The sequence below is a fragment of the Inconstantimicrobium porci genome (assembly GCF_009696465.1).
Taxonomy (GTDB): domain Bacteria; phylum Bacillota; class Clostridia; order Clostridiales; family Clostridiaceae; genus Inconstantimicrobium; species Inconstantimicrobium porci.
Genome location: NZ_VULX01000004.1, coordinates 110,626 through 136,444 on the forward strand (window position 1 = coordinate 110,626; position 25,819 = coordinate 136,444).

A 25,819-nucleotide genomic window follows, 5' to 3' on the forward strand; every position below is an offset into this window, starting at 1 on the left:
GTTTTCTTTATTCAATCATAGAAATTCCGTAGGAATTTCAACATCAATATTTTAAAATCTAAATTCTAAATTATATTAAAAGTCCTGCTATTGTTGCAGTTAAGAATGTTGCAAGTGATCCACCAAGAAGTGCTTTTAATCCTAACTTTGAGATTAATCCTTTCTTGTTTGGAGCCATAGCACCTATACCACCTATCTGTATAGCGATTGAGCTGAAGTTAGCAAATCCGCATAGAGCATAAGTTAATATAGTTATAGTCTTAGGAGCAAGTGTACCAGCTGTTATATATTTTGATAAACTTCCATAAGCAACGAATTCATTAATAGCAAGTTTCTGTCCTAGTAAGTCACCAGCTGCAAATATATCAGATGCTGGAACACCCATTAAGTAAGCTATAGGTGAGAATATTCTTCCAAGTATCCAGTTTAAGTTTATGTATGGAGCTCCGAATAATCCACATATTGAGCTTATTAAGAAGTTAACTAAAGCTATTAATGCAACGAATGCTATAAGCATTGCTCCAACATTAAGTGCTAATTGAAGGCCGTCGCTTGCACCTGAAGCAGCAGCATCAATAACATTTGCATGATCTATTTCAAGTTCTAGTTCTGCACCATCCATAGTTTCTGGAGTTTCAGTTTCAGGAACTAATATCTTAGCAAAAACAAGTCCTGCAGGAGCAGCCATTATACTTGCAGCAAGAAGATGTGCCGCATTAACTCCCATTGCTATATATCCAGCCATAACACCGCCAGCTACAGTTGCCATACCACCAGTCATAACTGCCATAATTTCAGATTTTGTCATCTTATTGATATAAGGTTTTATTAATAATGGTGCTTCAGTCTGGCCTAAGAATATGTTACCAACTGAGTTTAATGATTCAGCACCACTTGTTCCTAATATTTTTGAGAAAAACTTAGAAACATATTTAATAACAAATTGCATTATTCCTAAATAATAAAGTATACCAACAAAAGCTGAGAAGAATATTATTGTAGGTAATGTGTTAAGTGCAAAGATTACTCCGAATTTATCAGTATCAACAAGTGATCCGAATAAGAAAGAAGTTCCTTCTTTTGTAAAGTCTAAAAGTGTTGAGATTGCGTTGCCTAATCCCGCGAATATTTTTTGTCCAACAGGAACTTTTAAAATAAGTAATGCGAATGCGAACTGTATTACTATACCTGTAATAACTAATCTCCAGTTTATTCTCTTTTTGTTATCAGAGAATAGGAAGGCTATTCCAAGAAGTACAATAATTCCGATAATTCCTATAAATTTATCCATAGTTTTTTCACCGTATCCTTTAATATTTTATCTTTAAGTGGGTAAATAAATTTTATCCCCGGTTTCGCTTTATAATTAAATTTCTTTAATTATGTTTGTCATAAGGTTTATAAAAGTTGCTTTTACTTTGTTTGAAGTTTCCATGACTTCTTCATGACATAGTGGCTGATCTAAGATTCCAGCTGCCATATTAGTCATACAAGAAACACCAATTACTTTTAATCCACAGTGATTAGCAATTATTACTTCAGGAACTGTAGACATACCAACAGCATCTCCACCTAAAGTTCTAATCATTCTAATTTCTGCAGGAGTTTCATAAGTTGGACCACTAAGCATTGTGTATACGCCTTCCCTTAATTCTATTCCAGCATTTTTCGCGATTTCTTTAACCTTTGTACGTAAATCCTTATCGTATGCATTAGACATATCAGGGAATCTAGGACCAAATTCATCAAGATTTCTTCCTATAAGCGGATTTCTTCCTGATAGATTAATATGATCTGAGATAAGTACAAGATCGCCAGGATTAAAGTCTTTGTTAACAGCTCCAGCTGCATTTGTAACTATTAATGTTTGCACTCCTAAAAGTTTCATTACACGAACTGGGAAAGTAACTTGATCCATTTCGTAACCTTCGTAATAGTGAAATCTTCCTTGCATAGCTACAACTTGTTTACCTTGGAAGTTTCCAATTACAAGTTTTCCAGCATGACCTGCAACTGTTGAAACAGGGAAGTTTGGAATATTACTATAATTGTAATGTTCAGCATCTTCAATTTTATCTGCGATTGCGCCTAGTCCTGAACCAAGAATAAGACCTATTTCAGGCTTGAACTTAGTTTTAGATAGAATAAAATCAGCAGATTCTTTTAGTTTTGTGGATAAATCCATAATGCACATCTCCTTCTGCTTATTATTTCAAATTTCAATTAAGAAACTTTTAACGTTAATAATTTTTCATATTTTATTTCACTATATATCTTTTGTTTGAAGATTATTAGTTATTCTTATATTATAAAATAATTTAAGAAATCCCATATGGTATATTATATAAAAGTTAAGCAATAGTCAATAAGTAAATAACAATTACCTTAAATAACTAATTAGTATATCATAATGTAAAACAAAAATAACACATTAAACAAAAAATCTTCATAATGATTTCAAGTTAATGTGTCATTTAATAGATAAGATATATGAGAGCAGAGATTAGAGAAGTGGATGAAATTTATTCGCTGCGTTTAAGTAGCAAATAAATTTCTACATCATAATGGAGGATGACCTCCAAACCTCTTGTAGAATTGCTGAACGTAATTTCACTTTGTTCATTAAAAACTAGTTTTTAATATTTCAAACTGTTATAAGGGGAATGTGTCCCCTTATATGGAAACTCCCACAGGGGAGTTTCATCCTTTTCTCTGCTCTCTTAATTCTGATTTCATAACTTATTTCTATATTGTTATCTAACAAGTAGTTAAAAATACAGTTCACAGTAGTTTACTTGTCCGACAAGTTTATGCTGACAGGAAGCTGTACTGTGCCATGTATAAATCGTAGTAGGCTCCTTTTTGCCTTAACAGTTGTTCGTGAGTTCCACATTCTATTATTTTACCATCTGATACAACCATGATTTTGTCACAGTCTCTGATTGTTGAAAGTCTATGAGCAATTACTATAGAAGTTCTTCCTGTAAGCAGCTTCTGAATTCCTTTCTGAACAAGTCTTTCTGTATGGGTATCAATATTAGAGGTTGCTTCATCAAGAATAAGTATCTTCGGATTAGCAAGCAGAGCTCTGGCAAATGAGATAAGCTGTCTCTGACCAAGACTTAATCTTGAACCTCTTTCATTTACATTTGTATCATAGCCATCTTCCAGACTCATAATGAAGTCATGTGCATTTACTGCTTTAGCTGCTGCGATGATTTCATCATCAGTTGCATCAAGTTTTCCATAGCGGATATTCTCCTTTATTGATGAAGAGAATAGGAAAGTATCCTGGAGCATTATTCCCATCTGGCTTCTTAAGCTTTCGATATCAACATGTTTTATATCTATGCCATCAATGAGAATTTGTCCTTTTTGAGGATCATAGAATCTACTTATTAATGAAGCAATTGTTGATTTGCCAGCACCTGTTTCACCAACAAAGGCAATTTTCTGTCCTGCTTTTATTTCAAAGTTTATATTGCTTAAAGCCTGAGTTTCCTTATCATAGAAAAAGTCAACATTTTTGAATCGTATATTTCCTTTTATTTCAGGCATTATAAGCGCATTTGTATCACTCTTGATATCAGGATTTATATCAAGAATATCAAATATCCTTTCAGCAGCTGAGAAGTTTGATATAAGTGTTGTATAAAAATCTGAAAGATTTATTATTGGACGCCAAAGCATTCCTATATACATAGTAAAGGCAATTAAAGTACCAGATGATAGAGAACCATTCTTTACAAGAAAATATCCTGCCAGGAATACAATAACAGTGCCTATCCCTTGGGATATATCAACTGTAGGCCAGAATAAATCCTGAACCTTTACAGCTGTATCAAATGCATTTACATGATCAGATACGGATTTATAAAATCCTTTTGCTTTAAAGTCTTCCTTGTTAAATCCTTCTGTAACCTTTATTCCAGAAAAAGCTTCATGTGAATAAGCTATAAAGTTAGAACGCTTTTGTCTTGAATCGGCCCATAATTTTGTAGCCTTTATTTCAATTGTAAACATTGAAATCATAAGTACAGGAATTATGATAATACTGCATACAGCAAGTTTTGGATTCATTGAAAACATCATTATCATTACGAAAACTAGTGTAAATAAATCTGGAATAGTATTAGTTACACATGTGTTTAACAGATTCTGAAGTGATGATACATCTCCAACAACTCTTGCAAGAATCTTTCCAACTGGTCTATTATCAAAAAATGAAAATGATAAAGTCTGTATATGAGTGTATAATTCATGCCTTATATTGATTAATATTTTATTTGCAAGTTCATTCATCCATAGAAGTCTATATTTTGAAACAACCATGGAAACAAAGCTTATAAGAAGCAGCAACCCTCCGAATTTTATCAGACCTTGTACATTTTTTGAAGATACATAGGTATCTATTGAAACCTGAAGCATATATGGAATAAGCACGTTACATGCCATAACAATAAGCATTAGCATTATGATGACTGCAACTCTTAGCCTATAGGGCTTAAGGTATGATAAAATTCTTTTTATTGTAGTAAACGATGAGTGCTTTGCAATTAATTCGTCTTGTGAAATAGCGTTATGTGCCATTTATACCACCTCGCTTTCTAGTTCATCAAAGTCTTTAAACTGGTCTTTATAGATATTATAGTAATATCCTTTTTTCTTAAGAAGCTGTTCATGATTTCCGCTTTCAACAATATGTCCATTTTCCATGAAAAGAATTATATCAGCATCTTTGACAGCTGAAATTCTATGTCCAACTATGAAAGTAGTAGCTTCTGAGTTCTTATTCTCTTTAAGGTTTTTAAGCAGTGTAAATTCTGTTTCCATATCAAGTGCTGAAGTTGCATCATCAAGAATAAGAATATTAGACTTTCTTGCAAGAGCTCTTGCTATGGCAAGTCTTTGTTTCTGTCCTCCTGAAAGACCAAGTCCTCTTTCGCCTATAAGAGTATCGAAGCCGTCATTTAAGGATGTGATAAAGTTATAAGCACAGGCCTCTTTGCTGACTTTAACAAGCTCTTCATCAGAAATTTCTTCATTTGAAAATCTGATATTGTTGGCTATTGTATCAGAGAATAGGAAAGTATCCTGGAAGACAACAGACATATTGCTTCTAAGAGTGTTAAGATCCCATTTTTTGATGTTTACTCCGTCAACAAGAACTTCACCATCAAGAACATCATAATATCTGCCTATAAGATTTAGTAATGAAGTCTTTCCTGATCCTGTTGTACCCATAATGGCGACAGTACTACCAGCAGGAATATCAATATTTATATTGTTAAGAACAACTTCATTATTATATTTAAGACTGACATTCTTAAATTCTATATGACCTTTAACTGTTTTAGGTTTATAACAGTCGTTATTAGATACTATATTTGAATCTCTGTTTAATATAGTAAATATCTTCTTTGCAGAGGCTTTGTTCTGAGCAAGAAGAGTTGTAAGGTTTCCAAACATTTTCATACATCCTACAAGAGTAAGAATGTAGCTGCTAAATGCAAGCAGTGTACCTAAAGTGATATCTCCAACAATAGCAAGATATCCTCCGAAAATTACCATTACAGCAAGTGACAGATTAGTAAGGAAATCTATTAGAGGAAGAAAGTTGCTGTTTGTTCTGGCAAGCTTCATATTTAATGAGTAATACTCTTTGTTAGTGTTTAAAAATTTCAATATTTCATGTTTTTCACGTGCAAAAGCTTTTACAAGTCTTACACCAGCTATATTCTGCTGTGCAGTAGAGTTTATCTCTGCAGTCTGATCACTTAAAGCTTCGTAGTTAGGTGACAGCTTTTTCTGAAGAACTATTGTCAGATAAGCAATAGGAATAAGAGCAACGATGCAAGCAAGTGCTAACTTCCAGCTTAAATAAAACATTACTATGGAGCTTAATAGGAAATATATTAAGTTTTCAATAAAAAGCCTTAAGCCGAAAGAAATTGTCTGCCATACTATATCAGCATCTTCACTTATTCTTGACATAAGTTCTCCTGTATTCATGTTGTCGAAGTAGGAAAATTCAAAAGTCTGTATTTTTTTGAATAAGTCACTTCTTATTGAACGTGTAATATCTGCGGATATAATATCGAAAAGATATTCTTTATAGTATGCGAATATAGCTTTTACTGCAGATATTATAAAAAGTAATAATAAAAGTTTCCCAAGTAAAGAAGCATTTCCTTTTGAAAAGACATTATCAAGAAGTAATTTCTGAATATATGGCGATAAAGTATCGCCTATAATACAGATAATCATTGATAATATAGGAATTATAAAGGATTTATAATGTTTTCTTATATACTTGTTAAATAATTCCATTAAGATAACCCCCTTTGTTGTTTAATACCTTATATTTTCTGTAGATTCTTTGATTTAATAATAAGCCTTTGATAAATGAGTCTTCGTTCTCTATTCACTATTCGTTTCTCGAAAAGAGCACAAAAAAAGAGCATGTACATATATTTATGCCCATGCTCTGCTTAATCAAAATCAATCTTAGACATAAAAAAGCACTGAACGATAACGTTCAGTGCTTTTTCAATATCTTGTCGATAAATCAAAAGGAATCTAACGTTAAATCAGAGGTAGAGCCATAAATAAAAGCTGATTTAGTTTGTCTTAAAACCACACGGTTTTTAAATACATAATTAATCATTTTACTACCTCCTTTTCTAAAATAAGTATAATTAAAGTATAAATGGTAAATAATATATTGTCAATATGCAAAGATTAAAAGAATTAAATGAATTTTAATAAGTGTAATAAATTATTAATTTTACAATATAGTACAAGCATTATATAATAATGTTAACAAAGTGTAAAAAAGAGGTATATTATGATAAAGAAGAATATGAGGAAAAGAATATGTATGTTGCTATCTATAATAATTATCTTTATTGCAGCTTTCCAGGTGTATATTTGGACAGTGCCGGTTGATAATGTTAATAGAGCAGATGCGGCAGTTGTTTTAGGTTGTAGAATAAAAGGGAATTCTCCCACACCATTTCTTGAACAGAGGACTAAAAGAGCAGCGCAGCTGTATAAGGAGAATAAAGTAAGGTACATTATTGTTTCAGGTGGAAAAGGAAACGGAGAAGATATGTCAGAAGCACAGTGTATGAAGAATATACTTGTTGAAGAGGGAATTGAAGAAGATAAGATCCTGATGGAAGATAAATCTGAAAATACTCGTCAAAATATAAAGTTTTCAAATGATATTATTAAGAAAAATAATTTTAACAACGTAATAGTTGTTTCGAATTTATTCCATTTAAGAAGAGCATCAATTATTTGTAAGAAGAATGGTGTGAATGCATCATACTCAGGAACGTTCTCAAAAAAATATATGGAAACTGAAATATACGGAGGTCTTCGTGAAGTTCCAGCCATAATTAAAGATGTGTTTTAAAACTTAATAGATAAGAGATAAGAACTAAGAGAGAAGAGAAAAGGAAAAAACTCCCCTAAGGGAGTTTTAAAATAAGGGGACAAATTCCCCTTAAGATTTCTTTTTTGATAGAAGCAGAGATTTGGAGGTGAAACCTCCATTAGGATTTAGAAATTTATAAACTTAGTGAATAAATTTCGTCCAGTACTCATCTCTCTGATTTCATATCTCTTATCTTATTTTAGGAATAAATCTCCGACTTTAACTACGTCTCCAGCTCCGACTGTAAGAAGTAAGTCGCCTGCTTTGATATGTTCTTTTACGTAATTATATGCTTCTTCATGTGAGTGGACATTAACACATTTTTGTCCATTTGCACGGATTGCATCTCCAAGCTGATCTGAGCTTACAAGACCTGTGTCCTTTTCACGGGCAGCATAGATGTCCATAAGAATAAGTTCATCACAGTCATTAAAAGCACTAGCAAATTCATCGAACAATGATTTTGTTCTAGTATAAGTATGTGGTTGGAATACACAGAAAATCTTATCGTGCTTTGTATTCTTTGCTGTACTTAAAGTTGCTTTTATTTCTGTTGGGTGATGGGCATAGTCATCAATTACAGTAACTCCGTCTTTAACACCCTTGTATTCAAAACGTTTGTGAGCTCCTCTGAATTCAGATAATCCATTAATCATGTTGTTAGCATTTATATTAAAGATTAAGCCAACGCATACTGAGGCAAGAGCGTTTAATACGTTATGCTTTCCTGGTGTATTTAAAGAAAGAGTAAATAGCTTTTTCTCTTTTCTGTATACATCAAATGATGCGCAGCCTCTTTCATCATAAGTGATATCCTGAGCAGTAACATCAGCATTTTCGAAACCAAAGCTTAATACATGACATTTAGCAGATTTCATTACTCTTACTACACGTTCATCCTCTGCATTTCCTATTAAGAAGCCGTCTTCTGGAATAAGCATAGCAAACTTATGAAAAGCTTCTTCTATTGCATCTATATCTTTATAGTAATCAAGATGGTCAGCATCAATGTTTAAAATGATTCCTACATAAGGGAAGAACTTTAAGAATGATTCCTTATATTCGCATGCTTCTGTGATAAAATATTCACTGTTACCAATTTTGTAGTTTCCGCTAATTATATCAAGATCTCCACCAACAAGGATTGTAGGGTCAAGATTAGAATCAAGGGCTATATGTGAAACCATAGAAGTACATGTGGTTTTTCCATGAGTACCTGAGATTGCAACATTATATTTATGACCAAGCATTATTCTTCCTAAGAACTCAGCTCTGTTCATCATTGGAATATTCTGATTTTTTGCTGAGACAAGTTCAGGATTATCACTAGGTATTGCAGCTGTATATACTACAAGGTCAACATCTTTTAAATTTTCTGAGCGATGTCCTATGTATATTTCAGCACCTATTTTTTCTAATTTATCTGTAGTAGGAGATTGTTTGAAATCACTTCCAGATACTCTGTAGCCTTTATTTAGTAATACCGCAGCAAGTCCGCTCATACTTACGCCACCTATTCCGATAAAGTGGACCTTCTTGTGCTTATCTTTTATAAAATCAAAAGACAAAAATATCAACTCCTTTAAAGTCTAATAAATTCATATATCAATACATTATAATTATATACATTTTTTTTAAAATGAACACAATAAAAGAGATAATTATTATGAAAAATCTACAATTGATAGTTCATTCTGATTTGAAAGATCTATAACATCATTATCTAAACATATTATTGGCTTTGAATAATTATTCATATTCACCTTTAATATAGAAGCTGTTTTATCATTATTAAGAAGTACCTTCTGACCTTCATAAAATTTTGCAATGTTATGAATGAAGGTTGTACAAATTCTTGGATCAAGTTTTGAGAATGATTCCTCATAAACTTGCTTTAAAGCGTAAAGAGGACTTTCTTTAGTTGTGTAGCAGCGGTTTGAAGTTATTGCATCGAAGACATCTGCTACAGCGATTATTCTTGCAAATAGTGGAATTGTCTCCTCTTTTAAATGAGTAGGATAACCACTGCCGTCAAATCTTTCATGATGAAACAAGATTGCCTGAAGGACAGAAGAACTAATAAGAGAAATTCTTTTGGCTGTTTCGTAAGACATTAATGCATGATTCTTACATATTTTAAATTCATCAGATGTAAGATGACCTTTTTTATTGATAATTTTATCGGGTATATTCAGCTTGCCTATATCGTGCAGTATGCCTGCAGTAGCGAGATTGCTTAATGAGTTTTTAGGAATATTAAGCCATATACCAATCATCACTGATAAAATAGAAACATTCAAGCTGTGACCATACAGATATTCATCAGGTTTATATGAACGATTAAGTAGCTTTATTATATTTGTAGAATATTTTTTAGCATATTCAAGTATATTTGTAGTTATAGGACGTAAATCTGCAATGCTTACAGCATTTTTTTCTTTTAGTTTTGCGAATAAGTTCGTTATTAATGTTTGAGTAGATGCAAGATTTTTTTCTAATGCTTCAAGCTTGGAATTTTCTTGTTCGATAAAAGCTGTACCATCATTGTTATATATTGAAATGTAATACGAAGGATAGTTATCTTTAAGAGCATTTAAAATGCTTTCTGTAATAGTATAATCTTTATTAAGCAATTTTCTTCCGTTTATTACTAGGTCTTCGCTAGTAACCATATCTTTTTTTAAATTGTTAATGAGTATTTTTTTTGAGTACATAAGCAACACAACCCTTACTATAAGTGTAAAATATTGATTGTATTATATAATGTTTGCTATATAATGTGAAATAGAATTAAAAATATTATTAATGATTATTGCTATAAAAAAATATAGCTCTTTACTACAATATGAATAATATGTGATAATATTAATAATATAGTTCGTAAGATATTGGAATATTAAAATAAAAAGATAGGTGAAAATATGGAGAAGTTAACTAGAAATAACAGGATAGTTGTTGTAACCAAAATACTTACAGAAAACCCCAATAAAGTTATAGGGTTAAGTACATTTGCAGAAAAATTAAATGCTGCAAAGTCAACTATAAGCGAAGATATACTTATTGTAAGAAAAGTAATGGAAAAACTAAACTTAGGAAGCATAGAAACAATAGCAGGGGCTGCTGGAGGAATAAAGTTTATACCGGGTATGAGTATGGATGAAAAGAAATCTTTTGCACTTGAATTGTGTGAAATGCTTAAAGATAAGAAGAGAATTGTTCCTGGAAATTATATATATATATGACTGATGTAATGTTTGATCCTCATGTTATAAGCAAGGCAGGAGTAATACTTGCATCTTCTTTTGCAGATAAAGATATTGACTATGTTGTGACAGTGGAAACTAAGGGGATTCCTTTAGCATATGAAGTTGCTAAAAACTTAGGTGTTCAGCTTATCACAGCTAGAAGAGATACTAAAATAACTGAAGGTTCTACAGTGACAATAAATTATGTATCAGGAACATCAGGAAGAATACAACAGATGTCATTATCTAAGAAGACATTAAAGCCACACAGCAGATGTATCTTTATAGATGACTTTATGAAGGGCGGAGGAACTGCTAAGGGGATAGTAGACTTATTAGGCGAATTTGAATCCGAACTTATAGGTATCGGAATACTAATTGATAACATAGGAAGCGAAAAGAAGCTTGTTACAGATTATACAGCTATAGTTGATTTTTTAGGTGTAAATGATGATGGAGAAATTAGTATGATTCCATCAGAAAAATTTAGATAAGTTTATTGTATTTGATATTTTCTTGCCCAATATGCAATGTTATGCTTAATTCTGCAAAAAATCAAAAAAAATTATAAAAAAAATAATAAATAGAAGGAATTTCCTTTGTTGTGTAGAATATAGTATATAACAAGGCAACTGGAGGTGTGTCAAATGCAAATAACAGATGTAAGAATAAGAAAAATTACTGCAGAGGGAAAGATGAAAGCTATTGTTTCAGTAACTTTTGACAATGAATTTGTTGTTCATGATATAAAAGTTATTGAAGGACAAAATGGTCTTTTTATCGCTATGCCTAGCAGAAAAACACCAGATGGAGAGTTTAAAGATATAGCTCATCCAATTAATACTGAAACAAGAGAAAAAATTCAGAAAGCTATTTTAGGCGAGTATGAAAAAGTTAAAAACGAAGAACAACCAGTAGAAGAATAAGAAAAAGTAAAAGGAAGCTAGTCTTCCTTTTACTTTTTTCCTTGTTCAAATTTTTTAAAACGATTACCATGCTTGAAATAGTTCACTTAATAAAATATAATTAAATCTAGGTTTAAATTTATGAATTGTTTATCACAAAGAGGTGTTTAAATGGATAAGTGTGTTATCATCTTGGCTGCAGGCCAGGGAACAAGAATAAAGTCTAAATTTCCAAAAGTTACGCATAAAGTATGTGGAAAAGAAATGGTTAATCATGTAATAGATACAATGAGACAGGCAGAACTTAATGACATAAATGTAGTAATAGGTAAGGGAGCAGATATTGTAAAGAATATAACAGCATCAAGAAATGTATCTTATTCTATGCAAAATGAACAGCTTGGAACTGGTCATGCTGTTAAATGCGCAAAGGATTTTTTAAGAGGTAAAAAAGGTGTTGTGGCTATTTTTGCAGGTGATGCTCCTCTTATTATGCCAGAGACTGTAAAAAGTCTTATAGACACACATATTAATAATAAAAATATAGGAACAGTACTTACTGCAATGATCGATGATCCTACTGGCTATGGAAGAATAGTTAGAAAAGATGGCGAAGTTCTAAAGATTGTAGAACAAAAGGACTGCAATGCAGAAGAAAAAGAAATTAAAGAAGTAAATTCAGGAGTTTACTGCTTTGATATAGAAAATTTATTAGATGCATTAGACAAACTTACAAATGATAATGCACAGAATGAATATTATTTAACAGACGTAATAGAAATATTTAAATGTGAAAACAAAAAAGTTGGTGCATTTGTTACTGATTTTGAAGAAACAGTAGGCGTGAACTCAAGAATTCATCTTGCTGAAGCAGAAAAAATTATGAGACTTAGAACTAACAGAATTCATATGGCTAATGGTGTTACAATCATCAATCCCGAAAACACTTATATAGGAACTGATGTTAAGATAGGCAAGGATACCATAATTTATCCTGGAACTATTTTGGAAGGAAACACTGAAATAGGAGAAGACTGCATAATTTATGAAAATTGCAGAATAAAAAATGGTATTATAGGGAATAAATCTACAGTAGAGAGTTCTGTAATTATAGATAGTAGAGTTGGCTCTGATACTCATGTGGGTCCATTTGCATATATAAGACCAGAATCTTCTATTGGAGATAATGTTAAAATAGGAGATTTTGTAGAGGTTAAAAAATCTTCAATAGGTAATGGAACTAAAGTTGCGCATCTTACATACATAGGAGATGCAAAGGTAGGCGAACATTGTAATTTCGGATGTGGTACTGTTGTTGTTAATTATGACGGTAAGAAAAAACATCAGACTATTATAGGTAATCATTCATTTATAGGATGTAATACAAATCTTGTTTCTCCTGTAGAAGTTAAAGATAATACTTATATAGCTGCAGGTTCAACAATAACTAACGAAGTTCCAGAAAACAGTCTTGCAATAGCAAGAGCCAGACAGACTAACATAGAAAACTGGGTAATAAAGAAAAATTTTAATAAGTAAATATATTTATATATATTAGTCTAAAATTTTAAGGAGGTCTTCGACGACATGATAACTAATGGGAACAACATCAAGGTATTTGCTGGAAATTCAAATCCTAAATTAGCTCAGGAGATAGCTGATATCTTAGGAGTTAAAATGGGAAGTGCTAAGGTTTCAACTTTTAGTGATGGAGAAATTTCTATAGATATTAATGAAACAGTAAGAGGTGAAGATGTATTTATAGTACAATCTACATGTAGCCCTGTTAACAATAACTTAATGGAACTATTAATAATGATAGATGCATTTAAGAGAGCATCAGCAGGAAGCATTACAGCTGTAATACCTTACTATGGATATGCTAGACAGGACAGAAAAGTTAAATCAAGAGATCCAATAACTGCAAAACTTGTAGCAGATCTTATTACTGCAGCAGGTGCTGACAGAGTTCTTACAATGGATTTACATGCTGCTCAGATTCAAGGATACTTCAACATACCTGTTGATCATCTTTTAGGATCACCAATACTTGCAAAATACTTTGTAGACAAAGGATTAGCTGATCAGGAAGATGTAGTTGTAGTTTCACCAGACCTTGGAAGCGTAACTAGAGCTAGAAAATTTGCAGATAAATTAAATGCACCAATTGCAATTATCGATAAGAGAAGACCAAAGGCTAATGTTTCTGAAATAATGAACATAATAGGCGATATAAAAGATAAGAGATGTATCCTTATAGATGATATGATTGATACAGCAGGTACTATATCTAATGCAGCTAATGCATTAAGAGATTTAGGAGCTAAGAATGTTTATGCATGCTGTACTCACGGAGTGTTATCAGGTCCTGCGTTCGAGAGAATCCATAATTCAGCTATTGAAGAATTAGTAATGCTTAATACAATTGCTCTTCCAGAAGGTAAAGAAGATACTTCTAAATTTAAGTCTCTATCAGTAGCACAATTAATATCAGACGCTATAAAGAGAATCCACGAAGAAGAACCACTAAGCAAATTATTCGAAGTTTAATCTTAAATAATTTTTTAAAAAAGGTTTCTGCAGAGATGCAGGAGCCTTTTTTTATTGAGCAGGATATCAAAAATAATTCAAAATTTAGATTTTAAAATTTAAAATTATGGATTGAACTACCCGGAGGGAGTTCCCAAAAGAGAGCATATTTCTCTTTAAAACTTTCTATATTGAATAATTAAAGAGGTTTGGAGGCATAGCCTCCATTAATGATGTAGAAATCAGCTTGCTGATTTCATCATCAATTCTAAATTCTAAAGTTTAAATTCTAAATTATCTTAACAAATTCTCAATTTGGTATTATGAATTAAACGAAAAGTGAACTAATTGTAACATTTTGAAAAAAATATGTAATAGTGACTTAAGGTATGGTAAATTATAAATTAGATAGTAAGTTGGGAGTGATATGTATGGATGGTCAGTTAGGAAAGATACTCATCGTTGATGATGATGAAAATATATGTGAAGTTATAAAGATGTATCTGCAGAGTTCAAATTATGATACGAAAGTCGTAAATAACGGAAAAATTGCAGAGGAAGTATTCCTTGATTATAAACCTGATTTAGTGCTTCTTGATGTTATGCTTCCTGGAGTTGACGGAATAGATGTATTAAAGTGGATTAGAAAAGAGAAGGAAACACCAGTTATTATGCTAACAGCAAGAGGTGAAACCTTTGATAAGGTTCTTGCACTTGAACTTGGAGCGGATGATTATGTGGTAAAACCTTTTGAGCCCAAAGAACTAGTAGCAAGAGTAAAAGCAGTAATGAGAAGATATAATGCTGATACTGCTGTTAAGGAGACTTTGGTATTTTCGGATTTATCAATAGATGTAAATTCATATAAAGTAATATATAAAGATGAAGAGATAAAAATGCCACCTAAGGAATTTGAACTTCTTTATTATCTTGCTTCAAACAAAAACAGAGTCTTTACAAGAGAACAGCTTTTATGTGAAGTGTGGGGCTATGATTATCCAGGAGATTCAAGAACAGTTGATGTTCATGTTAAGAGACTTAGAGAAAAACTTCAAAATGGAGAAGGCTGGGATTTACAGACAGTCTGGGGTGTAGGATATAAGTTTGAGGTGAAATAGATGAAAAAAAGCAGCCTGGTTTCAAAATTATTATTAACATTCAGTGCTATAATTGGAGTAAGTTTTATAATAATAGCAGCAATAGTATCAGTGTGGCTTAACAGATATGTATTTCAGGAGAAGAGAAATTTATTTGATAAACAGGCAGAACTTATTTCAGAAGCAGCTATATCCCATCAAAATGTAGAGGATAATTCCAGAGATTTAAATGGTGTTATTGATATGGCTAGCAACTCCACAGATACACAGATAATTCTTACAGATTCTGTGGGGTATGTTTATAATATAAGTAATTCTGCAAATGATGAATATTCTAAGCTTTTGTATACTCAGTTAAATATTAAGAATGCAGATACTTTACGTCAGGGCTATGCAGTAGAAGACAAAAATGCTAAAAGCAGAGTGAGTGGAGAATCAAAGTATGTATATTATAAGCCGATTGTATCAAATGATATATTTAAAGGCGTAATAATTATGGAGACACCACTTGCGAACATAAAAAAGCCTCTTGATAAGATATATCTGATTATATGGCTTACAGCCATACTTGCACTTATCTTTTCTAATATAGTAATATATTATTTCTCTGAAAAAATTCTGATAAAACCTCTTGATAAGATTAATAACGGAGCAAAGAAGCTTACAAAAGGTGATATAGAAAACAGAGTAGAGATTCAATCTAATGATGAGATAGGAGAACTTGCGCAGTCTTTTAATATTATGGCTGATTCCCTTGAGGAGGTTGAAAAAAATAGAAGAGAATTTATATCAAATGTATCACATGAATTAAGATCACCGATAACATCAATAAGAGGATTTATTTCAGGAATACTTGATGGTGTAATTCCTAAAGATAAGGAAAATTATTATTTAAATATAGTTAATGATGAAATACAAAGACTTACACGACTTATAAATGATCTTCTTGATCTTTCTGTAATTCAGGCAGGAAAATTTAAGCTGAAAATTACTGAGGTAAATATAAATGAAATAATCAAAGTGTGTGTAATGAACTGCGAACAGAAAATTAAGGATAAAAATCTTAATGTAGAGGTTACTTTATCAGGTCAGCACTTAGATGTACTTGCAGATAGAGACAGAATGCTGCAGGTAGTTACAAACCTTCTTGATAATGCAGTGAAGTATTGCGGCGAGGGCGGCAATATTAAGATAAATACAAGATGGAGAGTTAACAAGGTATATGTAAGTATTTATAATGATGGACCGGCAATAGCAGAAAATGAGATTCCGTACATCTGGGATAGATTCTATAAGTCAGATAAATCAAGAACTAATAAAGTAAGTACTGGACTGGGACTGCCAATAGTAAGAAATATACTTGTTCAGCATGGCGAAGATATATGGGTTGAGAATAAGACGCCACAGAGGGGAGTTATGTTCACATTTACTTTAAAGAAGGCATAATGTTAGACAAATCTTTGGAGGTTAACAATGGACAAAAAAAGTATAGCTGATAAAAAATCAGAAGCTGCAAAGGGAGGAATAAAAATAAAGCAGTCCACAAAAAGAAGTAAGGCCATATTCTGTTGTAAGCTTGTTGTTGTTGCGGCAGTTTCTGCTTTTTTTGGTACTATGTCAGCAGCTTATTATATACGCAATGCATATGACAGTAAGGGAACAGGTCAGACTATATTAAAAGTTATTGATGATAATAACGATACTATAAGGCAGACTAGTATATCTAAAGTTTCAGGTTCTATTGTAAGTATAAGTGACGATAAAGATGGATTTAAAACAAGAAAATCATGTAATACTACAGGTGTAATATTACGCGAAAATGGATATATAGTTACAAGCTATAATGATATAGTGAAAATGAATAAGTATGTTGTTAAGATTCCATCACTTGGCATAAAGAGCACATTTGATGCCAAGCTTATAGGATATGATATACTTACTGATATAGCAGTGCTTAAAATAGATAAGAAAAATTTGCCTGTAATTGAATTCGGTAACTCTAATTCCTTGAAGGAGGGCGATAAAGTCATTAGCATCGGAAACTGTATAGGTGACGATTATGTTGGATTTGTTACTACAGGTATTGTAAATTCGTTAAATAATTATATTGAACTTCCGGCAGAAAAAGATGCTGATAAGATGAAGTATAGAGTTATCGAGACAAGTGCTCTTATCAATAATGAAAATTCAGGTGGGGTTTTGATTAATGTTAATGGAGAAGTGGTGGGCTTTAATAGTGCCTATATTGGGAAGAAATATTCAAAAGCTCCTCTTAACTATGTTATAGCAGTAAATGAAATTAAGAACATTGTGGATTCGATAATTAATTATGGTAGGGTTAAAAGGACTATACTTGGTTTTGATGGTGTTGACCTTGTATCAGCAGGTGATAGTTCAACAGCTGGTGTTTATGTTCAGAACATAACAGCAAATGCTACTGCAGCTAAAGCAGGAATAAGACCTACAGATATAATAATTGAGTTCGATAATTCAAAGGTAACATGTCTTGAAGATATAATGAAGCTTATGAAGGAGCATAAGACAGGTGATAAAATAAAGTGCAAGATCTTGAGAGATGGCAGAAAGAAAGATGTAGAACTTGTTCTTCAGGAATAAAAGTGAGTATTATATAAATAATAAATATTCGAAACTCCTGCAGGGGAGTTTCGAATTTTTTAAAGTTACAGAGAGTATAAGTATTCTTAATGCATACAAGCTAGTATATATAAATATTATCTATGCTTTATGCATTATTTGATTGTTGCTAAAATTATATCAATGTAATGGCTCTTGCATTGATGATTTAAGCTTAAAATATTATAATTAAAATAAGTTTGTGAAAAAATGGAACAATAGAAATAAAATATATTTTGGAGGCAGTAATGAGATTAGTAGTTGGGCTTGGAAATATAGGAAAGGAATATGATAATACAAGGCATAATATAGGTTTTGCCTTTATTGATTATATCTCAAAAAAGTATAACACAGAGGTAAACAGGGTAAAATTTAAAGGTGTATATGGCGAAATATTTATTAAAAATGAAAAGGTTATTTTATTGAAGCCGTCTACATATATGAACTTAAGCGGTGAAAGTATACGAGAAGCAATGGCATTCTATAAGCTTACTGAAGAAGATGTGATTGTTGTTTACGATGATATAAGTCTTCCAGTTGGTAGAATAAGAATCAGAGATAAAGGAAGTGCTGGTGGACATAATGGTATAAAAAGTATAATTCAAAATATAGGTACCGAAGTTTTTCCGAGAGTTAAAATTGGAGTTGGACAGCCTGCACATGACCTTGTATCTCATGTGCTTGGCAAGTTTTCGAAGGAAGACAGCGATGTTTTACAGAAGGTAATGCCTGCTGTAGAAGAAGCCGTTGAGACAATAATAAAAGTAGATTCAAAAGAAGCTATGAATAGATATAATGGTTTTAATGCTATTCAGTAGTAATAGGAGGAGAATTTTGTGAGACTAGATGGATTAATGACTCCATTACAAGAGTCTGATGAATTTAAAAAGACCCAGTCTAAAATAAAAGATGGTAGATTTCCAATAGGAGTTACAGGTTTATCAGAATCAGGAAAGTCATATTTTATTAATGCAGTTTATAATGAAAACAGCAGGTCTATAGTTGTTATAACTCATAGTGATATTGAAGCGAGAAATATATATGAAGATTTATCTCTTTATATAAATGATGTATATTATTTTCCGGCAAAAGAGGTTGTATTTTATAATATTGATGCTATTTCTGGAGATTTAAGATGGGCAAGACTTAAAGTCTTAAATGACATGTTTACCAACAGTGCAAAGAAGGTAGTTGTAACATCAATAGAAAGTTTTGTTAACAATTACATACCTGTAGAAATGATAAAATCTCATATATTTACTGTTTCCGTTGGACAGAGTGTTGATTTTAATAATATCACGCAGACACTTATGGAGTGTGGATATGAAAGAATGGAAATAGTAGATGGTAAAGGTCAGTTTTCATTAAGGGGAGGTATACTTGATATATATCCTCCTACAAGTGCGCTTCCATATAGAATAGAGCTTTTTGGTGATGAAGTAGATTCAATAAGAACATTTAATGTTGAATCACAGAGAAGTATTGAAAAAGTAAAAGAGTGCAATATATTCCCAGCTAAAGAAATGATTCTTGATGAGGAAAGTATTAAAGAAGCTGTAAGAAAAATGAATGATCAGATGGAAGAGTATATAGCTTCTAAGGGTAAATCTGAAACAGAAGCTATAAATAGAATTACATCTACAATTAAAGAAAATATAGAATCATTGAGAGAAACATGGACTTTTGAAACTATTGACAGCTATCTGCCATTTTTCTATAAAAAACTTTCTAACTTCTTTGAATACTGCAGTGATTATCTGTTTATAATCGATGATGCAGAAAGATGCAGAGGGAAAGTTGAAAGTGTTGAGCTTGAATTTAAAGAAAACTTTACTGCATTCCTTGAGAGAGGAAATATTCTTCCTGAGCAGGGAAGACTTATTATGAGTGCTGAAGAAGTTAAAGATAATTTAGCATCGAAGGACTGCATAGCATTAAGCGTATTTAATAAAGCAGGAAACTTTATAGAGGCTGATTATGACGTTGCATTTAATCAGAGCATCCTTAGTGATTATCATGGACAACTTGATATTCTTATTCAAGATATTAAGGAAAAGAAAGAAAAAGGATATAGGACAGTTATTTTATCAGGTACAAGACCTAGAGGAGAAAGACTTGTTGCTACTTTAAGAGACAGAGGCATTGAAAGCTCATATAAAGACGTGATTACTGAAATTCAATGTGGTGAGGTAGTAATAACTTTTGGTAATCAACTTAAAGGATTTGAGTATCCTGATTTAAAAGTATGTGTTATTTCAGATAAAGAAGTTTTTGGAGAAGCAAAGAGAAAGCTTTCAAGAGGAAAGGCATCTAATAGAAAAGGCGTAGCAAAGATAACAAGCTTTAGTGAACTTAAACCAGGTGATTATGTAGTTCATGCAAGTAATGGTATTGGTGTATATAAAGGTATAAAGCAAATTGAAATCAATGGTGCTAAGAAGGATTATCTTGACATAGAATATGCAAAATCTGATAAGCTTTATGTGCCAGTAGAACAGCTTGATCTTGTGCAGAAATATATTGGTGGAGAAGGAAAGTCACCTAAAGTCAACAAGCTGGGCAGTGCAGAGTGGCAGAAAGCAAAAGCAAAAGTTAGAAAGTCAATTAATGAAATTGCAAAGGAACTTGTTAAGCTTTATGCAATAAGAACAACAGTCAAAGGACATAAATACAGTAAGGATACTGAGTGGCAGAGACAGTTTGAAGATGAATTCCCTTATGAGGAAACTCCAGACCAGATTACTTCGCTTGAAGAAATAAAGTCAGACATGGAATCTGATAAGCCTATGGACAGACTATTATGTGGTGATGTTGGCTATGGTAAAACAGAAGTTGCATTAAGAGCTGCATTTAAAGCTGTCATGGACGGCAAGCAGGTTGCATTCCTTGTACCGACAACAATCTTAGCCGATCAGCATTACAAAACAATGAAATCAAGATTTTCTGATTTCCCTGTTACTATTGATATGATAAGCAGATTTAAGACTTCAAAGGAACAGAAAGCAACAATTCAGGCTGTTAAGGAAGGCAATGTAGATATTCTTATAGGAACACACAGACTTGTGTCTAAAGATATAAACTTTAAGGACTTGGGGCTTCTTATAATAGATGAGGAACAGCGTTTCGGCGTAACTCAGAAAGAAAAGATTAAAAACTTAAAAAAGAATGTTGATGTACTTACTTTAAGTGCAACTCCTATTCCAAGAACACTTCATATGTCGCTTACAGGTGTAAGAGATATATCAGTAATTGAAACTCCTCCTGAAGATAGATATCCTATTCAAACATATGTTATTGAACAGAACGATCAGCTAATCAGGGATGCAATACTAAGAGAGATGAACAGAGACGGACAGGTATTTTTTGTCTATAACAGGGTAGAGGATATTCAGAGCATCGGTGATTATATAAAGAATCTTGTGCCTGAATGCAGAGTTACTATTATTCATGGACAGATGACTGAAAGACAGCTTGAAGATGAAATGGTTGCCTTTATGAACAAGGAATATGATGTACTATTATGTACAACAATAATTGAAACAGGTATAGATCTTCCTAATGTAAATACTATGATTGTATATAATGCAGATAAGATGGGATTATCACAGCTTTATCAGCTTAGAGGAAGAGTTGGAAGGTCTAATAAGATAGCTTACGCTTATTTTGTTTATAAGAAGGATAAGATTCTTACAGAAGTTGCTGAAAAGAGACTTAAGGCTCTTAAGGACTTTACTGAACTTGGATCAGGATTCAAGATTGCCATGAGAGACCTTGAAATAAGAGGTGCAGGTAATATGATGGGTTCTGCACAGCATGGACATATGTCATCTGTAGGATATGATTTATACTGCAGAATGCTTGAAGACACTATAAAGCTTATCAAGGGAGATATTGACGAAGAACCAATAGAAACATCTATAGAAGTAAGAGTGGATGCTTATATTCCTGCAGAATACATTGAAGATGAGATTCAGAAGATTGCAATATATAAGAAGATTGCAAGTATTGAAAATCTTGATGAATATATGGATATTAAGGAAGAGCTTGAAGACAGGTTCGCTGAGATTCCACAGCCTGTATACAATCTTATGGATATAGCTTATATAAAGAGTATGGCTAACTCTGTCGGTATTGAAGAAATTAAAGAAAAGAATGAAGAGATAACATTCAGGTTTGCAAAGGATGACGATAGTAGAAAGTATGTAATTCTTAAGTTGATAGAAAAATATAAGAGAAAACTATACGTTTCATTTAATTCTAAGTCATCTCTTATTTATAGGATAAGAGATGTAAAAAGAGAAGAGTTATTACCATCCTTAAAAGAAATGCTGAAATTTGCAGTTGAAAGTAAAAGGTGATATTTTCTATAAATAATTGAAATTAAGATAGTAAAAAAGGGCATAAGCCCTTTTTTGCATTTGTAGAATAAAACTATTTAGTAATACGGATAAATTGTTAGAAAATATATTATTTAATAATATATTCTTAACAGGATGTATAATTGTTGAAAATTACATTTTTAGTTGATATACTTAAAATAGTGCATTCAAGGAAAAAATAATAATTAGATTTTATAAAGAGAGGTAACAACAATGGGAAAGGTTAAACGATTATTACAAATCTTAATTTGTGGAAGCTTGATTTTTAGTTTATCAGGTTGTGATATGATACAAAAAACACCAGAAGCAAAAAAGAAGACTGTTGTAGCAAAAGTTCAGAATGATGAAATAACATTAAAAGATGTTGATGCTCAGCTTGGAAGCTATATTTCACAGATTAAGCAACAATATAAGGTAGATGATATATCAAAGAGTGCAGAAGGTCTTAAGGCACTTCAGCAATATAGAGAAAATGTGCTTGATTCTCTTGTTCACCAGGAGATGTTTATTAAGAAAGCAAAAGAATTAAAGGTTATTCCCTCAGAAGCAGATCTTAAGAAAGAGATTGATGAGCAGTTAAAAACTATTAAATCTGCATATAGTAAAGAAGATGATTTTAAAGCTGCATTAAAGAAGGAAAATATGACTGAAAGCAAGCTTAATGAAGAAATTAAAAAGATGGTTATATCTAGGAAGGTAAGCGATTATATAATCAAGGATGTTAAAGTAACTGAAAAAGAACAAAAAGATTACTATAACAGTCATAAAAAGTCAAATTATACAAAGGCTGCTGGAGCAAATATGTATCACATTCTAGTTCCAACTGAAGACAAGGCAAAAGAAATAAAGACTAAGCTTAATGGTGGAGCTAAGTTTGAAGATTTAGCTAAGGAATATGGAACTGATGGAACTAAGACAACAGGTGGTTCATTAGGATATGTAGAATATACTACTACAAGTATGGATCAGGACTTTTTAAAGGCTGCTAAGGCTTTAAAAGATGGACAGATCTCAGATCCTGTTAAGACTCAGTTTGGATATCATATTATTATGGTTAAGAACGTTCAGAAGGACAATTATGTACAGCCGTTTGATGAGGTTAAAAAGGACATAGAATCTAATCTTCTTAAGACAAAACAACAGGATACTGTTAATAAGAAGATAGAAGAATGGAAGAAAGAATATAACGTAAAAGAAAATAAAGATAAGTTAACATTAACTTATTAATTTGCAAAGGGCTAATGGCCCTTTTTGTTTTATACGGAATTTTTGATTAAACAGAAATCTTAGACCTTTACTGACGAAACATCCATTTTGAAACTAATTATTAGTTTCAAAATGGATGTTTTGTGCTTTTGACTTATGACATTCTACGTATATATTTTTAATTTATCTAAAAGTATATCTGGATTTTATAAATAAACCTTATAAAACGAATTAAAATGGTTGCTTAAGGTAAAAATAGGATAGTGAAACAAAATAATAAAGAAAAAATAATATAAAAAAATATAAATTGAAAATGGTATATTTAGTTGATATACTTATTGCAGTGCATTCAAAAGATAAAAATTATATCATTTTATAAGAGAGGTAATCACAATGAAAAAATCAAAAAAATTACTTCAAGTCTTGATATGCGGAAGCATTATCTTCAGCTTATCAGGATGTAGTATGATTCAAAAAACACCAGAAGCAAAAAAGAAAACAGTTGTTGCTAAAGTGGGAGATGACAAGATAACTCTAAAAGATGTTGATGATCAGCTTGGAAGCTATATTACTCAAATAAAAGAGCAGTATGGTGTAAAAAATATTGCTGATAATGAAGAAGCTCTTTCAGCTCTTAAGCAATATAGGGAGAGCTTACTAGATGCTTTAGTACAACAGGCTGTATTTATAAAGAAGGCAGATCAGTTAAAGCTTAAGCCATCAGATGCAGAACTTAACAAAGAACTTGAAAGTAGAATGAAGACTATTAAAGGTATGTACAGTAGCGACAGCGATTATCAGTTAGCATTAAAGAACGAAAATATCACAGAAGATCAGTTAAAGAACGAAATAAAAAAGAGCATAATCACAGAAAAGGTTAAAGATTATATAACTAAAGATGTAAAAATTACAGAAGCTGATGCTAAGAAGTATTATGATGAAAATAAGGCAACCAGCTATACAAAGAATGCTGGAGCAGATATGTATCATATACTTGTGGCAGATGAAGCTAAGGCAAAGGAAATAAAGACTAAACTTGATAATGGTTCTAATTTCGGCGATTTAGCTAAGGAATATGGAACTGATGGAACTAAAACAACAGGTGGCTCATTAGGTTACGTCGAATATGATACACAAAATATGGATTCTGATTTCATGGCAGCTGCTAAGAAGCTTAAAGATGGTGAAATTTCAGGACCTGTAAAGACACAGTTTGGATATCACATAATAATGGTTAAAAACGTACATAATGACAAATATGTTCAACCGTTTGATGATGTTAAGAGCGAAATAGAAAGCACACTTGCTCAAACTAAGCAGCAGGAAGCTATCCAGAAAAAGACAGAAGAATGGGAAAAAGAATATAAAGTGAAAGAAAATAAAAAAGCGTTAGAGTTAACATATTAAAAAAAGGACCATATGGTCTTTTTTTTAATGTTTAGGAAATTGCATTGAAAAAGGTAAATTTTAAATACTGTAAGTCTTAGAAAACAAAGGATACACAGGTGATACAAAAAATGGTGCAGTTTTTCTTTTTAATCATAGTGAACACTTTTGCTCTGGCAGTTATACGCTTAATTTCCTCTTACCTCAATAAGTCCCATAGTAAACAGTTTTGTAATACAAGTTTGAGTAAATAAAAAGTTAAAATCAAGGGAAATAATATAAATAAATATATAAATAGTTAGTCATATATAACCCAAGAATGGCAGTACTAAATTATGTCTTCAAATTATAACCATGAAGTGAATAAAATATATATTTTGATAAATACTATTAGCGTGAAGTTAACTAATGATAATTTTAAGGAGGACTTAATAGAATGAAAGCAACAGGAATTGTTAGAAGAATTGATGACTTAGGAAGAGTGGTAATACCAAAAGAGATAAGAAGAACTTTGAGAATAAGAGAAGGAGATCCGTTAGAAATTTTTACTGATAGAGAAGGTGGCGTAATATTAAAGAAGTATTCACCAATAGGAGAACTTACAGATTTTTCAAAGGAATATGCAGAAAGTCTTCAGCAGTCAATAGGTCATACAATATTAATTGCAGATAAAGATACATTTGTTTCAGTAAGTGGTTCACCTAAGAAAGATTTCATAGATAAAAAGGTAAGCAATGAACTTGAAAAAATCATGGATGATAGAAAGACAGTAATTCTAGGTGAAGGCACAGAAAAAGTTATACCTTTATATGTAGAAGATATGGAAGAAGGAAAATATTCATGTCAGGTTATTGCTCCAATAATTGCAGAAGGTGATGCTATCGGCGCTGTAATAATATTATCAACAGAAAGTGGTCAAAGCTTTGGAGAACTTGAAATGAAGGTTATTGAGACTGCAGCTGCATTTCTTGGAAAGCAGATGGAACAGTAATTTAAG

General features: G+C 31.8%; 18 protein-coding genes and 1 pseudogene. 13 read left to right on the forward strand and 6 right to left on the reverse strand.

What is annotated here, in order from left to right:
- Nucleotides 1–70: 70 nt before the first annotated feature.
- From FYJ33_RS05035 to FYJ33_RS05050, 4 genes are all read right to left on the reverse strand, one after another.
- Entirely contained in the window at nt 71–1,291 is a 1,221-nt protein-coding gene (locus FYJ33_RS05035) for a NupC/NupG family nucleoside CNT transporter (RefSeq protein ID WP_154530676.1), read from the reverse strand.
- Between the two features lie 75 nt (nt 1,292–1,366).
- The gene (locus tag FYJ33_RS05040; protein WP_154530677.1) at nt 1,367–2,185 is read right to left on the reverse strand and encodes a purine-nucleoside phosphorylase; all 819 of its coding nucleotides are present in this window, start codon (nt 2,183–2,185) and stop codon (nt 1,367–1,369) included.
- Nucleotides 2,186–2,808: 623 nt separating this feature from the next.
- Nucleotides 2,809–4,590: an ABC transporter ATP-binding protein gene (locus FYJ33_RS05045; protein ID WP_154530678.1), complete on the reverse strand. Its 1,782-nt coding sequence runs from the start codon at nt 4,588–4,590 to the stop codon at nt 2,809–2,811.
- Complete coding sequence (locus FYJ33_RS05050; RefSeq protein ID WP_154530679.1) at nt 4,591–6,330, reverse strand: ABC transporter ATP-binding protein; 1,740 nt, start codon at nt 6,328–6,330, stop codon at nt 4,591–4,593.
- Between the two features lie 517 nt (nt 6,331–6,847).
- Between FYJ33_RS05050 and FYJ33_RS05055 the strand changes: the two genes are divergently transcribed.
- Nucleotides 6,848–7,420 (forward strand): YdcF family protein, encoded by a 573-nt coding sequence (locus FYJ33_RS05055; RefSeq protein WP_154530680.1) that lies wholly within the window; start codon nt 6,848–6,850, stop codon nt 7,418–7,420.
- Between the two features lie 215 nt (nt 7,421–7,635).
- Here FYJ33_RS05055 and murC read toward each other — a convergent pair whose 3' ends face one another.
- Complete coding sequence (gene murC / locus FYJ33_RS05060; RefSeq protein ID WP_154530681.1) at nt 7,636–9,009, reverse strand: UDP-N-acetylmuramate--L-alanine ligase; 1,374 nt, start codon at nt 9,007–9,009, stop codon at nt 7,636–7,638.
- 96 nt (nt 9,010–9,105) lie between these two features.
- Nucleotides 9,106–10,155: an HD-GYP domain-containing protein gene (locus FYJ33_RS05065; protein WP_154530682.1), complete on the reverse strand. Its 1,050-nt coding sequence runs from the start codon at nt 10,153–10,155 to the stop codon at nt 9,106–9,108.
- A gap of 207 nt (nt 10,156–10,362) precedes the next feature.
- Here FYJ33_RS05065 and purR point away from each other — a divergent pair.
- The 12 genes and pseudogenes from purR (at nt 10,363) to spoVT (ending at nt 25,813) form a co-directional block, all read left to right on the forward strand.
- Nucleotides 10,363–11,180: pseudogene (purR, locus tag FYJ33_RS05070) on the forward strand (pur operon repressor).
- Between the two features lie 153 nt (nt 11,181–11,333).
- Nucleotides 11,334–11,612, forward strand: a complete 279-nt coding sequence (gene spoVG / locus FYJ33_RS05075; RefSeq protein ID WP_154530683.1) for a septation regulator SpoVG — start codon at nt 11,334–11,336, stop codon at nt 11,610–11,612.
- Nucleotides 11,613–11,762: 150 nt separating this feature from the next.
- Nucleotides 11,763–13,130, forward strand: a complete 1,368-nt coding sequence (gene glmU, locus FYJ33_RS05080; protein ID WP_154530684.1) for a bifunctional UDP-N-acetylglucosamine diphosphorylase/glucosamine-1-phosphate N-acetyltransferase GlmU — start codon at nt 11,763–11,765, stop codon at nt 13,128–13,130.
- Nucleotides 13,131–13,178: 48 nt separating this feature from the next.
- Nucleotides 13,179–14,141, forward strand: a complete 963-nt coding sequence (locus tag FYJ33_RS05085; protein ID WP_154530685.1) for a ribose-phosphate diphosphokinase — start codon at nt 13,179–13,181, stop codon at nt 14,139–14,141.
- Between the two features lie 410 nt (nt 14,142–14,551).
- Entirely contained in the window at nt 14,552–15,238 is a 687-nt protein-coding gene (locus tag FYJ33_RS05090; RefSeq protein WP_154530686.1) for a response regulator transcription factor, read from the forward strand.
- Nucleotides 15,239–16,663: a HAMP domain-containing sensor histidine kinase gene (locus FYJ33_RS05095; RefSeq protein ID WP_154530687.1), complete on the forward strand. Its 1,425-nt coding sequence runs from the start codon at nt 15,239–15,241 to the stop codon at nt 16,661–16,663.
- A 27-nt stretch (nt 16,664–16,690) separates the two neighbouring features.
- Nucleotides 16,691–17,833, forward strand: a complete 1,143-nt coding sequence (locus FYJ33_RS05100) for a S1C family serine protease (protein WP_154530688.1) — start codon at nt 16,691–16,693, stop codon at nt 17,831–17,833.
- A 266-nt stretch (nt 17,834–18,099) separates the two neighbouring features.
- Nucleotides 18,100–18,669 carry an aminoacyl-tRNA hydrolase gene (pth, locus tag FYJ33_RS05105; protein ID WP_154530689.1) on the forward strand — a complete coding sequence of 190 codons (570 nt, stop codon included), beginning with the start codon at nt 18,100–18,102 and terminating at the stop codon, nt 18,667–18,669.
- A gap of 18 nt (nt 18,670–18,687) precedes the next feature.
- Nucleotides 18,688–22,209: a transcription-repair coupling factor gene (gene mfd, locus FYJ33_RS05110; RefSeq protein ID WP_277643199.1), complete on the forward strand. Its 3,522-nt coding sequence runs from the start codon at nt 18,688–18,690 to the stop codon at nt 22,207–22,209.
- 234 nt (nt 22,210–22,443) lie between these two features.
- A complete protein-coding gene (locus tag FYJ33_RS05115; RefSeq protein ID WP_154530690.1) occupies nt 22,444–23,457 on the forward strand; it encodes a peptidylprolyl isomerase in 1,014 nt (337 codons plus the stop codon).
- Between the two features lie 372 nt (nt 23,458–23,829).
- Entirely contained in the window at nt 23,830–24,843 is a 1,014-nt protein-coding gene (locus FYJ33_RS05120) for a peptidylprolyl isomerase (protein WP_154530691.1), read from the forward strand.
- A 415-nt stretch (nt 24,844–25,258) separates the two neighbouring features.
- Complete coding sequence (gene spoVT, locus FYJ33_RS05125; RefSeq protein WP_154530692.1) at nt 25,259–25,813, forward strand: stage V sporulation protein T; 555 nt, start codon at nt 25,259–25,261, stop codon at nt 25,811–25,813.
- Nucleotides 25,814–25,819: the final 6 nt, after the last annotated feature.

Bases quoted from the DNA above. Each gene is read 5' to 3' on its own strand.
- FYJ33_RS05045 (WP_154530678.1), bottom strand. From the start codon at position 4,590: ATGGCACATAACGCTATTTCACAAGACGAATTAATTGCAAAGCACTCA.
- FYJ33_RS05100 (WP_154530688.1), top strand. From the start codon at position 16,691: ATGGACAAAAAAAGTATAGCTGATAAAAAATCAGAAGCTGCAAAGGGA.
- FYJ33_RS05055 (WP_154530680.1), top strand. From the start codon at position 6,848: ATGATAAAGAAGAATATGAGGAAAAGAATATGTATGTTGCTATCTATA.
- FYJ33_RS05040 (WP_154530677.1), bottom strand. From the start codon at position 2,185: ATGGATTTATCCACAAAACTAAAAGAATCTGCTGATTTTATTCTATCT.
- FYJ33_RS05085 (WP_154530685.1), top strand. From the start codon at position 13,179: ATGATAACTAATGGGAACAACATCAAGGTATTTGCTGGAAATTCAAAT.
- FYJ33_RS05095 (WP_154530687.1), top strand. From the start codon at position 15,239: ATGAAAAAAAGCAGCCTGGTTTCAAAATTATTATTAACATTCAGTGCT.
- FYJ33_RS05115 (WP_154530690.1), top strand. From the start codon at position 22,444: ATGGGAAAGGTTAAACGATTATTACAAATCTTAATTTGTGGAAGCTTG.
- spoVG (WP_154530683.1), top strand. From the start codon at position 11,334: ATGCAAATAACAGATGTAAGAATAAGAAAAATTACTGCAGAGGGAAAG.
- FYJ33_RS05065 (WP_154530682.1), bottom strand. From the start codon at position 10,155: ATGTACTCAAAAAAAATACTCATTAACAATTTAAAAAAAGATATGGTT.
- FYJ33_RS05050 (WP_154530679.1), bottom strand. From the start codon at position 6,330: ATGGAATTATTTAACAAGTATATAAGAAAACATTATAAATCCTTTATA.
- pth (WP_154530689.1), top strand. From the start codon at position 18,100: ATGAGATTAGTAGTTGGGCTTGGAAATATAGGAAAGGAATATGATAAT.
- FYJ33_RS05120 (WP_154530691.1), top strand. From the start codon at position 23,830: ATGAAAAAATCAAAAAAATTACTTCAAGTCTTGATATGCGGAAGCATT.
- FYJ33_RS05035 (WP_154530676.1), bottom strand. From the start codon at position 1,291: ATGGATAAATTTATAGGAATTATCGGAATTATTGTACTTCTTGGAATA.
- FYJ33_RS05090 (WP_154530686.1), top strand. From the start codon at position 14,552: ATGGATGGTCAGTTAGGAAAGATACTCATCGTTGATGATGATGAAAAT.
- spoVT (WP_154530692.1), top strand. From the start codon at position 25,259: ATGAAAGCAACAGGAATTGTTAGAAGAATTGATGACTTAGGAAGAGTG.
- glmU (WP_154530684.1), top strand. From the start codon at position 11,763: ATGGATAAGTGTGTTATCATCTTGGCTGCAGGCCAGGGAACAAGAATA.